Source organism: Catelliglobosispora koreensis DSM 44566, assembly GCF_000379685.1.
Taxonomy (GTDB): Bacteria; Actinomycetota; Actinomycetes; order Mycobacteriales; family Micromonosporaceae; genus Catelliglobosispora; species Catelliglobosispora koreensis.
This window is the reverse complement of the sequence record NZ_KB903255.1, coordinates 81,379-94,670: the sequence shown is the minus strand read 5'-3', so window position 1 is coordinate 94,670 and position 13,292 is coordinate 81,379. Positions and strand designations below refer to the sequence as shown.

The window sequence follows — 13,292 nt, the reverse complement described above, 5'->3', positions numbered from 1 at the left end:
TACTCAGTGAGCCCGCCCGCTAGCCTGAAGGAACCATGATGGCCGCACATGTCGACAGTCCGCTCGGGCGCTATGGCGCCCTCGAGCCAGGGCGTGCTGGCTGGCGCCAGGCCTTGCTGGCGCTGACGACGCCGGCCGTGCGGCGGGCCGCGCTCGGGCCGTGGCAGCAGCCGGCGACGAGCAGCACCAGCGACGGTCTCGCGACGTGGTGGGAACTGCTGACAAGGCCGCTGTGGGGTTTGGCCGCGTTACGCGAGCACGACCTGTGGCCGACGATTCGCGCGACGATCGCCCGTGCTGTTGACCCGGATGATGACTGGTATATAGGCGGCCCGCGCGACCGGCACCAGTGCCTCGTGGAGTCAGCCGCCGTGGGCTATGCGCTGACTCTTGCCCCGCAACACCTTTGGGACCCGCTGACGGACCGTCAGAAGAAGCACCTCGGCACCTGGCTCGCCAAGGCCGCCGCTGCCGACCCGGTCGACAACAACTGGCACTACTTCCCCGTCCTAGCCGGGCACGGGCTCGATCACGTCGGCTTTCCCCGCGATACGAGCACGGACAAGGCACACCTCGCGCGGCTGGATTCCTTTGCCCTGACCGACGGCTGGTACCAGGACGGCTTCACCGATCGTTGCGACTACTACAACCCGTTCGGCTTCCACTTCTACAATCTGCTCCTCAACCGTGGGCACGAACAGGCGGCCGCGTTCGCCAGACAATTCCAGTTCTGGTTCGCCGCTGACGGTTCGGCCGTCCCGTTCGGGCGCAGCCTCGGTTACCGGATGGCGCAGGGCGCGTTCTGGGGCGCGCTCGCTTACGCTGACGTGGAAGCGTTGCCTTGGCAGGACATCCGTGGTCTGGCGCAGCGGCAGCTGGAGTGGTGGTGGCAGCAGCCGGTGCTCGATGGCGACGGCCTGCTGTCAGTCGGCTACGTCTACCCCAATCACGGCGTCGTCGAGCAATACATGGGCGGCGGGTCTCCTTACTGGGGCACAAAGTTCTTCCTGCCGCTGACACTTGAGGACGACCATCCGTTCTGGGCCGCCGAGCCGCGTCCCGTGCTCGATGGTGTAAGCCCGCAGCCCGCTCCGCGCGCGGTGCTGTCGCGTTGCGACGGTGAGGTCACGCTGCTCAATGGCCAAGGCTGGGCCGACTGGGCCCGTGGGGGCACCGCGAAATACGCCAAGTTCGCCTATTCCACCAGCTCTGGCTTCAGCGTTTCGCTCGGTGAGCACACGCTGGAGCACGGCGCGTTCGACAGCACCCTTGCGCTAAGCGACGATGACGGGCGCCGCTGGCGCACGCGCGAGGAGGCGCTGGAGTCCTATGTGGACGGCGATGTTGTCTACTCGCGCTGGCGGCCCTGGCCCGACGTCGAGATCGAGACGTGGCTCAAGCCTGGCCCCCGAGGCTGGCATGTGCGCCTGCACCGGATCGTCACCGCACGGGCTTTGCGGACAGCCGAAGGCGGCTTCGCCCGCCCGTGGACGGACCGCACCCCACCATCGCGAGCCACCGGCTTGGTAGATCTGCGCCGTGAACGCCACCGCACCGTGATCACACCGCTCGCAGGCACCAACGTGCTACACCCCCGCACGGCTTTGCCAATGCTGCTCGGCGAGCTTTCCCCTGGCGTCCACTGGCTATCGACCGCCGCCCGCGCCTAACGCGAAATAGGTCTATCCTCGCGGCATGAGCGCGGGGACGAAGCCGGTTTGGCTGCTGGACATCGACGGGGTGATCAACGCGATCACCAAGAAGCCAGACCCCAGCGTCTGGCCCCGCGACCAGTGGGTGCGCACGACAGCTTTCAGCGGTGACGACATCGAGTGGCCGATCCTCGCCGCGACACCGGTTCTTGACTTCCTGCGGCGGGTGCACGAGAAGGGCAGAGCCGAGATCTGGTGGCACAGCACGTGGCAGCACTACTCGGTCAACGTCGGTAAGGCGCTGGACCTGCCCGAGTGGCCGGTCCTTGACTGCCCTGAGTTCGCCGGGCAAGAGACCTTCATCGCGACTGCACTCGTGGAACGCGAACGCGTTTGGTGGAAGTTCCCTGCGGTGCAACGACTTCTGGCGCAAGGCAAACGTCTGCTATGGACAGACGATGACGCGAAGTTCCAGCTGGACTTCAGGAAAAAGCGTGAGTGGGAGCCGCAGGCGCTGGTGGTCGCCCCGCACGAAACCACGGGACTCGCGCCCAGACACCTGCGGCACATCGACCGCTGGCTAGCCTAGGGAACTTGCCAGGTGTAGGCCTGCACGGGACGCGACTTCACCGATTCACCGGCTGAGTTCAGGCCGGTGATCTCAAAGGTGTAGAGCGTGCCGTGCCGCAGGCCGGTCACCTGGAACGCCGGGCCGTAGGACCAGCCGACCAGGACGCCGTCCTGATAGATGTTGTAGCCATCGGTTGCCGTCATGACCGCTTCCCACGCGAGCCACACGTGATAGGCGTTCGGGGTCGCGACGACCGACCGCACTTGGTGGGGCACCTCGTCATAGCGTTGCGCCGTCCGGACATCCACCACTTCGGACGGTCCCGACTCACCGGCCCGGTTCAGCGCTGTCACGTGAAAACGGTAGGAGGTCGCTGGTGTGAGCCCGGTGACGAGAGCCGATGCCGAACTGACCGACGCGACAACTGTCCCGTCTCGGTAGACGCGGTAACCCGTAGCGCCGGGGGAGCCAAGCCAGCTGAGGCGTTGCGTAGAACTCGTGGTTTGCGTTGGTGCCACGTGCGACGGCGGCACCGGGCGGCGGACGGCACTGTCCAGGCCGGACAGCACGACATCGTCGACCTCGATAGCGTCCGCGGCGTACCAGCCATGGAGGTAGATCTGGATCTGATCGCCTGAAGCCGTAAAGGTCGTCGTCAGCTGAGTCCACGCCGATGTAGGCGGAGTCCAGATGACGCCGAAGTCGTGGCCAAGGAAGGCATACCCACCGCGTACCCAGGCGGACAAGGTATAGGTCTGCCCCGGCTGGACCGGCACGTGCTGAGCGCAGCGGCCGTTGGCGAAGCCCGACGGTGTCGAAAGCAGCGACCGAGTGCCAGTGCGCGGTGAACCGGTGGCAACCGCGCCCGCGTCGCAGGTCCAGCCAGACGCGACCGAGTCGTGCTCAAAACCACCGTTCGCGGCCAGGTTTCCATAAGCGGCGACAGCCGGGCTGGGAGCCGCGAGCGCCGTAGTAATGAGGAGCAGAGGAACGAGCAACCGGCGCATGGGACGCTCCAACTGTAAGGATTGCTATCAGTTAGCCGCACACGCTAAGCCGGATCATCCGCGAATGTCAATGCGACCAGTGGACTAAGGTGGTCCGGTGCTGTTCAGGACATGGGAGTCGGCCGCTCCGGCACAGGCCGTCACCGAGGTGACCGATCACGTGGGCGTCACCCACGCGGTGGTCACGTCCCATGCGCTGATCAAGCAGATCCTGACCGATCCCGAGACGTTCCGCCCGGACAACGCCTTGGACGCGATGACGCCCTTGCCGGTCAGCGTGATGCGGGTGCTTGCTGGGCACCGGTTCAAACTGCCTCCAACGCTGGCGAATAACGGTTCGTTCTCGCATCCGGGCATCCGGGAGATAACGGCCCGCGCGCTCGCACCCGCGCGAGTGGAAGAGCTCAGGCCCTGGCTGACCGACCTCGTACGCGAAACAGTGGCATCACTGGAAAAACGACTCGAAGCGGGCGAACCTGTTGACCTCTATGCGGATTTGGCGGCAGACCTCCCGTTGCTCGTGCTCGCGAAACTGGTTGAGCTGCCGATAGAGAGCGCCGCCACCGTCAAAGAGTTCTCCAGAGCGGCGCTTGAGCTGTTCTGGGCCCCGGTCGAGGAGCCGCGCCAGCACGAGCTAGCGCATATCGTCGGCGCCTTCCACGAAGTGTTGCGTGAACACGCCGCGACCGCGGGTGGCATGGTCGGCGAGTTACGTGCGCACACTCGTCTCCATGGCTTACCCAAAGACACCCCGATCGGCGCCTTGTTCTTCCTATTAGTAGCCGGGCAGGAAACGACGTCACAGTTCCTAACGCTTTTGCTGCACCGGCTCATGCAGGAGCCACACGTGCTCAGCGGCCTGCTCGACGGAACCGTCCGGCCCGATGACGTGGTCGAAGAGGGGCTTCGCCTCGTGCCACCCATCCCAACCTGGCGGCGCGTAACCGGCCGGAAAGTCACCTTGGACGGCGTAACCCTCCCTAGTGGACGCAGCGTCGTCCTCTGGCTGGCACAAGCTGGACTGGACCTCAACGGCCCACGATTCCAGCCGGGGCAAAAAGGATCACGGCGTCACCTGGCTTTCGGTGCCGGAGCACATCGCTGCGCCGGAGCACATCTGTCGCGGATGGAGGCATCGGTCGTCGTCGCCGAAACGGCATCCATTCTCGGCAATGCAAACGTCATCCGCGCGCCATGGTGCCCGGATAACCTCAGTTTCCGGATGCCTGATTCATTCATGATCTGCCGCTAAAGCGCAGAATCCCGACACAATCGGCCGGCCGTCAACTTAATCCAGCTACTTTCGTCGGGTGCGGATTTGGGAGCAGCTCATGCGGCCAGAGGGCCGCACTCACCGATTACTCGTGATCGGGGTGGCCCTGGTCTCCGTCGCCGCTGGAGCTTTCGTCATCCAGCGTTCCGTGCAGGGCCGCGACAACGCCGCAGCGAACGATCCCGCTGCCTCGGCGTCCGTCATCCCCAGCGAAGGCATCAGCGCCACAACAGAACCTTCCCTTGAACCGTCGCTGACGCCTTCGGCCTCACCATCGCCGAGCAAGAAACCATCGCAAAAGCCTTTGCCACCACGCCCAGACGTTCCGATCCCGGCCGGTTTTCCCACGAAGCAAACGACGGGCTGGCAACACACCGGCGTCACGCTCTCGCCCGTCAACGGCATCTACTACGCCTCGACCGCGGGCGAAGTCCTTGACAGTAAAGACTTCACGGGCGGCATCGTCGTGCGCGCCAACAACGTGACGATCAAACGGTCCCGGGTCAAATGCGGCACGACCGACCTCAAGTGCCCTGGTATCTGGGTCGAGCAGCAAGTCAGGGGCACCACGGTTGAGGACGTTGAGGTCACCTCGAAGTCCAAGACCGAACGCATCGACCGCGGCATCACGGCCGGAAAGACTTGGGATCTAACGATCCGCCGCACACTCGTGCACGAAACCCAGCGTGGCATCGAATATGGCTACACCGCGCTGATCGAAGACTCCTATGTGGACGACCAGTACAACCCGACCGACGCGCACGTGTCAGCGGTTGGTGGCAACACCAACAAGGGCATGAAGCTCGTCATCCGCCACAACTGGATCGCGGGCAAGCTAGGCAACAACAACTCCGGTGCGCTGCTGTTCTATCCGGGCGGCGAGTTCCCTCAGGTCGTCGACATCACCATCGAGCAGAACATCGTCAACGGCGGCACCTACTCGATGTGGCTGTCCTCGCACGCGCAGATGACCGGCTCAGTCACGGTGCGCAGCAACCTGTTTGGCACCAAGTATTCCGACCTGTGCGGCGCCTACAACACGCATTTCATTGACAACCTGGACAAGGTTTCGGGCATGCGGCTGACGTGGGAAGGCAATTACTGGTACGCCCCAGGAATGGCCAAGGACGGCAAGGAAGTCACCAAAATCATCAAGTATTAGACGTCTTCACGTGGATCGTCGGATGTGCCGTAAAGGGCTGGCGTCAGCCAGCCCGGCGCGGACCGGCGGAAGACTCCGGGCTCAAGCCCACCTGCCCCTTCCGGCAGCACACCGTGCAGTTGCCCGGGCATATCGTCGAGATTGGTGTAGTGCACCAGTTCCGGCTCGGCCGGCCACGCTCCAATGACGACATATCCAGCGATGCCTCGCCGCTGTAGCGCCTCGAGGGTCAATGCCGTGTCGCTGAGGGTACCCAGTCCCGCGCGCGCGACCACAATGGCTGGAGCGCCCGTCTTCTCGGCGAAATCCGCCATCGTCCATCCCGGCCCCATCGGCACGAGCAGGCCTCCCGCACCCTCAACGAGAGTGAGGTCAAACGACTCGTCGAGCGCGTTGATCACGTCGTCGAGATCGAGCGGCGGCAGGCCTGACACGCGTGCCGCGGCGGCAGGCGCCAGCGGATCGGGATAACTGACCAGCGTGGCCGCATGCGCCGGGGCGGCAAGTTGCCGGATGGTCGTTTCGTCGGAGTCCCCGCCCGTCTGGCCCGGCTTGAGCACAGCGACGCGCTTACCCGCCGCTGCCGCGGCTGCCGCGACCGCCGCCGTGACAATGGTTTTCCCCACACCCGTCCCGGTGCCGGTCACGAGCACTACTCCGCTGATGGGCGGCACTGCTCAATCACCTCCAGCGCATGCTCGAAGTCGTCTAGGGGCACTCCCACATTCACCGTCAGCCGCAATCGCGACCGGTTGTCCGGCGTGGACGGAGGCCGGAAACACCCTACAGCGACCCCTTTGTCCCGGCATCGCTGCGCCCACTCCACCGCCTCAGCCGCGCTCGGAGCCGCCAGCGACACCACTCCCCCCGCCGGCGCCCGGCCTTCATCCCCCGCCAAATCGGCGCCTTCAACGCTGACGCGATCGCCGCTCAGGGACGCCGGCGGCCGCGCGAAGGCGCCGTCACCTTCGCCCGCGGAAGCGGAATGCGGCACGGAAGCGGGATAGCGCGGCGTTAGGGAGCCGGGCAGCGCGGCGATGGCGGTGGCGCGGCGGTGCAGCTCGGCGCGCAGGTCGTCGGCGGAACGTGTGATGTCAAGGGCCGCAAGGACTCCGGCCATCACCGCGGGCGGTGGTGCCGTGTCGAAGATGAAGGTGCGGCTCGTGTCGATGAGGTGGCGGATGAACTCTGGCGGTCCGCCCACGACGCCTCCGGCACCGCCGAGCGATTTGGACAGGGTGGCCGTGACGATGACATCGGGCTCGCCCGCGAGACCGGACAGGAACGGACCGACGCCGAGACCGTGGGCGTCGTCAACGAACAGCAGGGCACCGGCTTGCCGGGCGACGGCGTGCAGCGCGGCCAACGGAGCCAAGTCCCCGTCCACGGAGAACACCGACTCGGTGAGGATGACCGACGGGCGTCCGGGCTCGATGAGCGAGGCCGCATGAGATACATCACCGTGCTTGAAGACGGCGACCTCAGCGCCAGCCAGACGGCAGCCGTCGATCATCGACGCGTGGCAATGGGCGTCGGAGATCAGCAGCGTGCGCGGCGACAGTGCGGCCAGGGCGCGGATCGCGCCGAGGTTAGCCAGGTAACCAGAGGAATAGACGAGCGCTGACTGAGTACCCATGAAAAGGGCTAAGGCTTCTTCGAGGTGAGCGTGCAGCGACGTGGTTCCCCGGACCAAACGCGAGCCTGTCGCTCCAAGCCCATAGGAAGTAAGCGCCGAAGCAGCCGCCGAGAGCACCAAAGGGTGCTGCGACAGGCCGAGGTAGTCGTTGCCCGCCAAGTCGATCGCGGTGGCACGCGGCACCGCTGACCTGGAAAGACCCGCCCGCGAACGCAGGTCTGCCTTGCGCGTGAGCGTCGCGAGCCAGTCGTTGTAAGGTACCGGCATGGCCTCCATCCTTGACCATGCCCGCATACAGGTTCTCGAGCAGGGGGTAGGCCTCGATGAGGCTGGCATCCTCGAAGTGCTCCAGTTGCCTGACGATCAGCTTGAAGCGGCGCTACAGCTTGCCCACGAAGTGCGCATGAAGTGGTGCGGGCCCGAGGTGGAGGTCGAAGGGATCGTCTCCCTGAAGACCGGAGGATGCCCGGAAGACTGCCATTTCTGTTCGCAATCGGGGCTTTTCAGCAGCCCGGTGCGCTCCGTCTGGCTCGACATCCCCTCGCTCGTCGAAGCCGCCCGCCAAACCGCCGCGACCGGAGCGTCTGAGTTCTGCATCGTCGCCGCCGTGCGCGGACCCGACAGCAAGCTGATGCAGCAGATGCGCGACGGCGTGAAGGCGATCAAAGAAGCGGTCGACATCAACGTCGCCGCCTCGCTCGGAATGCTTAGCCAGGAACAGGTTGACGACCTCGTGGACATGGGCGTGCATCGCTACAACCACAACCTGGAGACCTGCAAGTCCTACTTCCCCAACGTTGTCACCACGCACACGTGGGAAGAGCGCTGGTCCACGCTTCGCATGGTGCGCGCCTCCGGCATGGAAGTCTGCTGCGGCGGCATCATCGGCCTGGGCGAGACGATCGAGCAACGCGCCGAGTTCGCCGCACAGCTCGCTTCGCTTGACCCGCATGAGGTTCCGATGAACTTCCTCAACCCGCGCCCCGGCACGCCCTTGGGCGACGTGCCCGTTGTCGAGCCCAAGGACGCCTTGCGTGCCATCGCCGCGTTCCGCCTCGCGATGCCGCGCACGATCCTGCGGTTCGCCGGCGGACGTGAGATCACCCTCGGCGACCTCGGCACACGCGACGGTTTGCTCGGCGGCATCAACGCCGTGATCGTGGGCAACTACCTGACCACGCTCGGCCGCCCAGCCACCGCCGATCTGGAGCTCCTCCAGGAACTCAAGATGCCAGTCAAGGCCCTGAGCGCGACCCTATGACCGCTTACTGTGACCGCTGCGGCGAACCGGGCGTCCACGAACCCTGCGTGGCCGCCCGTCAGCTTGAGCCGCCACGGTTTTGCACCCACTGCCGCCGCCGGATGAAGGTCCAGGTCGTCCCCACCGGCTGGACCGCCACCTGCGTCGAACACGGCGAGGTCAGCTCCCTAGCGTCACGGTGACGCGGGCGGTGCGGGGGTTGTCGCGGTTGGTCTCGTGCAAGAGGCCGAGCGGATTGCTTGTCATCTCGAGCGTGTAGTCCTGCTTGGGCAGTTTCATCAGCTCGGTGACGTCGAATGACTGGCCGGGAAGGTCTTTGCCGTAGATGTCCATCCAGCCCGGCGAGATGCCCATCTTGACGGTCGACGCGTCGCGGCTTGGCGTGCACTGGAGGTAGACCGGCACGCCGCCACCGCTGACCGGCTCGGAGTCGGTGAGGCAAAAGGTTACCTTCGGCGCGGCTCTAACGACGTCGCCTGAGGCGTTGAACAAGCGGTAACGCGAGACGCCGTCGAGGTGATAGTGGTTGTGCTCGTCGTGGTAGACGATCGTGCCGATTTTCACTTCCCGGGTGCCGCCGCCGGACTGCTCGATTTGCTGGTACGCCGTCAGCGACAGGTCGCGCGCGTTACGGCGGCCGATCACGTGCAGGCCGCCTTTTCCTTTGTTGGCAACGGTTCCCGTGAACCGAAGGTATGTCTTGCCGCCTGACTCGCGCAGGTCGTGCCGTGCCAGATCGGAGCGGACCGGCTCCAGCGATGGAAGCACATCAGACGCCGCGTGTGCGGGAGCAGGGACAAAGACGGCCAGCAATAGTGCACTTAGGACAATTCGCATGTCCTCATTTTGTCTGACAGATCGCGTTGTCCAGGGTTTGGCCCGCTGGCGCGCTGACGTCTCCCACTTGCGACATCCACAGGATCGCGCCGCGGCTGCCGTCTAGCGTGAAGCCGTTGGTGCCGTATGTCCCGAAGATGCTGCCGTTGTGGCCCCAGACTTCTTCGCCACAGCTCGCCATCATCTTGAAGATGCCCAGCCCGTATTCGGTGCCTTCGGGCGCGCCCAGCTCGGCCGGGATCGGCACCGTCGTCATCATCTCGGCCAGTTCGGCCGGGGCCAGGATCTTGCCGCCCAAGAGGCTCTGCCAGAAAACCATAAGATCATCCGGGGTGGACACCATCTCGCCGGAAGAGCCAGCCATCGACGGATTCAGGGTCGTGGCATCGACTGGTACACCGAACTCCGGCGGGAAGTCCTGATAGGCCCGAGCGTGCGGACCGTTGAGCCCGGTTTCCTCGGCGGGGGCGTAAGTGCGCATCAGCCCGAGCGGACCGATGATCCGTGTCTTGACCGAGTCAGCCCACTCCTTGCCATCCACGTTTTCCAGGATCATGCCGAGCGCGACGTAGTTGGTGTTGGAATACATCCAGCTGGTGCCGGGAGCGAACAAGGGCGGATGGGCGGTTCCCAGCTCCAGAAGCTGGTCGAGGGTATAGCTAGTGAGCTTGTTGGTCTCGAATTCCTGTTTCGTACCACCAAAAACCGGCAGGTCTCGCAGATAGTCGTCGATGCCGCTGGTGTGTTGCAAGAGCATGCGGACCGTGATGGCGTTGCCGTCAAACGGTGGGCTCAGGAAACCTGGCAGCCACTTCTCAACGGGGTCTTCAAGCGTCAGCTTGCCCTCAGCGACCGCTTGGAGCAGGGCCGCCGCGACGAATGGCTTGGTAGTGCTGCCAATGCGGAACGAGGCGTTTTCTGGCACGGGTGAGAGAGTCCCCTCAACGGCCGTGCCAGACTTCGCGGAAAGCCGCCCTCTCCCGGTCTCGACGACCGCCTGAACGCTGACCGCGCCCGCCTGGCGAATCGCGTCCAGGTCAGCTTGCAGCGCCGCCTGGTCGTAGTCGACCGTCCAGCCAAAGATCAGGTTCGATACCAGGAGCATCGGCATCCACATAAAACGGAGCATATGCCGCCCAATACGAACATGTATCGTGTTCTCTCGTGTCACGCCAGGTAGCCGGAGCACTAATCTTCGATCCGCACGGCAGGATCTTCGTCCAGCGCCGCTCCCCTGAGCGCAATCTGCTGCCGAATTGCTGGGACATTGTTGGCGGCCACTTGGAGCCGGGCGAGACCTCCGAAGAAGCCATGCGCCGTGAGGTGGCCGAGGAGACCGGCTGGGAGATCGACACCATTCACGGATCGCTCGACCCGATCGTGTGGACCGGTGACGACGGCGAAGAACGCGTCGAGATCGATTACCTGGTGTCCGTTAAGGGCGACCTGGACGCGCCACGGCTAGAAGTTGGCAAGCACACGCAATGGCGCTGGCTCGCCGTGTCTGAGCTGGCTCTGGTGGACCAAGACGGGCGCTACGGCGACCAGCTCATCCGCGAGCTGATCGAACTCGGCTTCGCCAAAGCTCAGGAACTGGGGCTAACAGCGCCAGAAACGGCTGACCTGAGCGTGGCAAGGTTTGCCGCGGCGATCGCTCCGGTGATCGACAGGCTGTTCCTGAGCGTCATGCAAGAGTCCCGGCCACGCGGCCGCGAAGCGCTCACTGAACTCGGCCTGACGGCGCCTTGCCCACTGATCGACTACCGGATGATCCTGACGGACCGTCCACTGTCGCCGTCCGAACGCGACGCCATCAACCGCTACGCCGACCCCGCCGCCCTGCACCAAGGTTTCGTGGACTACCAGTCAACCGGTGCGGTCACGGTCGCCGAAGACGGCACGGTCACGGCAACGGAGCTGGGAAAGGCGTTCCTGCACCGCGTCTGGGCGATCCACGACGACATCACCGAGCAGCGGTTCACGCAAGTACCAGCGCTGGCCAAGGTGCTGCAAGCCGCCTCGCCCGGTCCCGCGTTCAGCGCGGTACACCCGTCGTGGCTTCCGGATGGAGCGTCACCAGGGCTGATCACGTTCACGCAACTGAATGCCTTGCGGTATCACCGCTCTGACGCCCACGCTGCCGCGCGGGCTGCGCACCACCACACGCCGCTGGAGTTCCACGCCGCCGTCGAAGCCGACACGAACCGCCGGGCGGGCCTGCCTTACGGCGTCCTGACCCCAGACGAGCGATTCGACCTGCTGAGCCAACTCGCCCGCTGGTAAGCAGCGGCCCGTTATGGCGCGGGGATGCCACCGGGCGGCAGGCTGATCAGCTCGACGCGGGCTTTGAGCCACGGCAAGAGCGTCGTGAACGCGGCGACCGTATCTGGCTTGTTGAAATCGTGTGCCAGCACAACGGAACCGGGCTTGGTCTGATTCTGCACTTCGTGCACGATGTGGTTGATCATCGACTGGCCTTTGCCATAGCGCGAGTGGTCCCAGTCGCTCGTGTCGACATCCCAGTGCAGCGGGGTCATGCCCAGTTTGCGGGCGACGATGATGTAGTCCTCGGTCCAGCGGCCCCCGGGCGCGCGGAAATAGCCGATGTTCGCCTCGGGGACGATCGCCTTGATCGCGTTGTTGGTGTCGGCGAGGTCCTGCTCGATGAGTTCTTTGCCGTAGCTGCCGAGCTGGGTGATGTGGCGCCACGTGTGATTGCACATCGTGTGTCCTTCGTGGACGATCCGCCGGATCAGCGTGGGGTTGCTCTGCGCCTTGATGCCGTTGACGCAAAACGTGGCCTTCACGCCGCAGTTGCGCAGCAGATCGAGCACTTTGGGTGTCGTCCCCGGGTCGGGCCCGTCATCGAACGTGAGCGCGACGGCCTTTGATCCCGTCGTCGTGACCGTGCCCGGAAAGTTGGTGCTGCTGGCCATCGGCCGGTCAAATTCGGCTCTGCCGGTGCACATGACACCGTCACCGGCAGTCGGCTTTCCTGGCACGGAGCTCGGTGAGTTCGATGGCGGCGCTACCGCGGGCGACGACGGCGCCGATGTGGGCAGCGCGCTGGACGACGCACCCGTTGCCGCGCAGCCACCAAGCGCCAGCCCTGCGGCCAGCGCGGCGAACGCGCGCCTCACGAACGCGCGGCGGGTAGCGGAATCAGCTTGTAGCGCTGTTTCAGCCACGGCACCAGCGTTTTGAACGCGGTGACCGTGTCTGGTTTGGACTTATCGTGCGCCAAGATGATCGACCCCCGACGGCATTTGTCCTGAACCGTGCTGACGATGTGGTTGACCATAGTCTGACCGTGGCCGTATTTCGAGACTTCCCAGTCACGCGTGTCGACATGCCAATAGATCGACGTCATTTCCATACTCTTGGCGATCGCCACGATCTCAGGCGTGAAGTTGCCGCCAGGGGCCCGGAAGTAAGAGATCTTCGCATCGGGGGCGGCGTCGCGGATCGCCTTGCTGGTCGCCGCGAGGTCGTCACGGATAGCCGCTTCCCCGCGCGTGCCGAGCTCCAAGTCGTGGCGCCACGAGTGATTACACAGCGTGTGCCCTTCGGCCAGGATGCGCCGGATCAGATCCGGGTAGACCTGGGCGTGCTTGCCGATGACGCAGAAGGTCGCCTGAACTCCGTGCTGTTTAAGGAGGTCAAGCATCTGCGGGGTGTGCTCTGGCCACGGCCCGTCATCGAAGGTGAGCGCGACGGAGTCAGAACCTGTGGTGAGCACCGAGCCAGCGGGACCCGTGCCCTTGGCCGATCCGGAGCCGCCTCCGGAGGAGGTCTTGCTCGGTGATGGCTTGGGTGGGCTCTTCGACGGAGAAGGCGAGGGGGACGCAGAAGGCGAGGGAGACGGAGATGGTGACGGCAATGCCTCTTGTTTG

At 64.9% G+C, this 13,292-nt stretch carries 14 protein-coding genes; 7 read left to right on the top strand and 7 right to left on the bottom strand.

Annotated elements, in window-relative coordinates; genetic code table 11:
• Nucleotides 1-38 precede the first annotated feature (38 nt).
• Together A3E1_RS40585 and A3E1_RS0116370 are read left to right on the top strand one after the other, a co-directional pair.
• The gene (locus A3E1_RS40585) at nt 39-1,670 is read left to right on the top strand and encodes a DUF2264 domain-containing protein (RefSeq protein ID WP_020521872.1); all 1,632 of its coding nucleotides are present in this window, start codon (nt 39-41) and stop codon (nt 1,668-1,670) included.
• A gap of 25 nt (nt 1,671-1,695) precedes the next feature.
• Complete coding sequence (locus A3E1_RS0116370) at nt 1,696-2,241, top strand: HAD domain-containing protein (protein ID WP_020521871.1); 546 nt, start codon at nt 1,696-1,698, stop codon at nt 2,239-2,241.
• On the opposite strand, the gene A3E1_RS40580 is transcribed toward A3E1_RS0116370, so the two are convergent.
• Nucleotides 2,238-3,230 (bottom strand): fibronectin type III domain-containing protein, encoded by a 993-nt coding sequence (locus tag A3E1_RS40580; protein WP_020521870.1) that lies wholly within the window; start codon nt 3,228-3,230, stop codon nt 2,238-2,240. The two genes, A3E1_RS0116370 and A3E1_RS40580, sit on opposite strands and share 4 nt — an antisense overlap.
• Before the next feature lie 97 nt (nt 3,231-3,327).
• Between A3E1_RS40580 and A3E1_RS0116360 the strand changes: the two genes are divergently transcribed.
• Together A3E1_RS0116360 and A3E1_RS0116355 are read left to right on the top strand one after the other, a co-directional pair.
• Nucleotides 3,328-4,482: a cytochrome P450 gene (locus tag A3E1_RS0116360; RefSeq protein ID WP_020521869.1), complete on the top strand. Its 1,155-nt coding sequence runs from the start codon at nt 3,328-3,330 to the stop codon at nt 4,480-4,482.
• Between the two features lie 58 nt (nt 4,483-4,540).
• Entirely contained in the window at nt 4,541-5,665 is a 1,125-nt protein-coding gene (locus A3E1_RS0116355) for a hypothetical protein (protein WP_157631560.1), read from the top strand.
• On the opposite strand, the gene bioD is transcribed toward A3E1_RS0116355, so the two are convergent.
• Nucleotides 5,662-6,318 (bottom strand): dethiobiotin synthase, encoded by a 657-nt coding sequence (gene bioD / locus A3E1_RS0116350; RefSeq protein WP_020521867.1) that lies wholly within the window; start codon nt 6,316-6,318, stop codon nt 5,662-5,664. The genes A3E1_RS0116355 and bioD overlap by 4 nt on opposite strands.
• On the bottom strand, nt 6,318-7,568 hold the full coding sequence (locus A3E1_RS0116345) for an 8-amino-7-oxononanoate synthase (protein WP_020521866.1): 1,251 nt from the start codon (nt 7,566-7,568) through the stop codon (nt 6,318-6,320). Before A3E1_RS0116345 ends, bioD begins: the two co-directional genes overlap by 1 nt.
• Here A3E1_RS0116345 and bioB point away from each other — a divergent pair.
• Together bioB and bsaP are read left to right on the top strand one after the other, a co-directional pair.
• Entirely contained in the window at nt 7,567-8,562 is a 996-nt protein-coding gene (gene bioB, locus A3E1_RS0116340; RefSeq protein WP_020521865.1) for a biotin synthase BioB, read from the top strand. The two genes, A3E1_RS0116345 and bioB, sit on opposite strands and share 2 nt — an antisense overlap.
• Nucleotides 8,559-8,744 (top strand): biotin synthase auxiliary protein BsaP, encoded by a 186-nt coding sequence (gene bsaP / locus A3E1_RS49300; protein ID WP_083929520.1) that lies wholly within the window; start codon nt 8,559-8,561, stop codon nt 8,742-8,744. Before bioB ends, bsaP begins: the two co-directional genes overlap by 4 nt.
• Here bsaP and A3E1_RS0116335 read toward each other — a convergent pair.
• Together A3E1_RS0116335 and A3E1_RS0116330 are read right to left on the bottom strand one after the other, a co-directional pair.
• Entirely contained in the window at nt 8,722-9,399 is a 678-nt protein-coding gene (locus tag A3E1_RS0116335) for a lysyl oxidase family protein (RefSeq protein ID WP_026208503.1), read from the bottom strand. The genes bsaP and A3E1_RS0116335 overlap by 23 nt on opposite strands.
• A 4-nt stretch (nt 9,400-9,403) precedes the next feature.
• Nucleotides 9,404-10,516 carry a serine hydrolase domain-containing protein gene (locus A3E1_RS0116330; RefSeq protein WP_157631559.1) on the bottom strand — a complete coding sequence of 371 codons (1,113 nt, stop codon included), beginning with the start codon at nt 10,514-10,516 and terminating at the stop codon, nt 9,404-9,406.
• 47 nt (nt 10,517-10,563) lie between these two features.
• On the opposite strand from A3E1_RS0116330, the gene A3E1_RS45675 reads away from it, so the two are divergent.
• Entirely contained in the window at nt 10,564-11,682 is a 1,119-nt protein-coding gene (locus A3E1_RS45675; RefSeq protein WP_020521862.1) for an NUDIX domain-containing protein, read from the top strand.
• An 11-nt stretch (nt 11,683-11,693) separates the two neighbouring features.
• Here the strand turns inward: A3E1_RS45675 and A3E1_RS40570 are convergent, their stop codons facing one another.
• On the bottom strand, nt 11,694-12,539 hold the full coding sequence (locus A3E1_RS40570; protein ID WP_020521861.1) for a polysaccharide deacetylase family protein: 846 nt from the start codon (nt 12,537-12,539) through the stop codon (nt 11,694-11,696).
• Nucleotides 12,536-13,138: a polysaccharide deacetylase family protein gene (locus A3E1_RS0116315; protein ID WP_020521860.1), complete on the bottom strand. Its 603-nt coding sequence runs from the start codon at nt 13,136-13,138 to the stop codon at nt 12,536-12,538. Before A3E1_RS0116315 ends, A3E1_RS40570 begins: the two co-directional genes overlap by 4 nt.
• Nucleotides 13,139-13,292 lie beyond the last annotated feature (154 nt).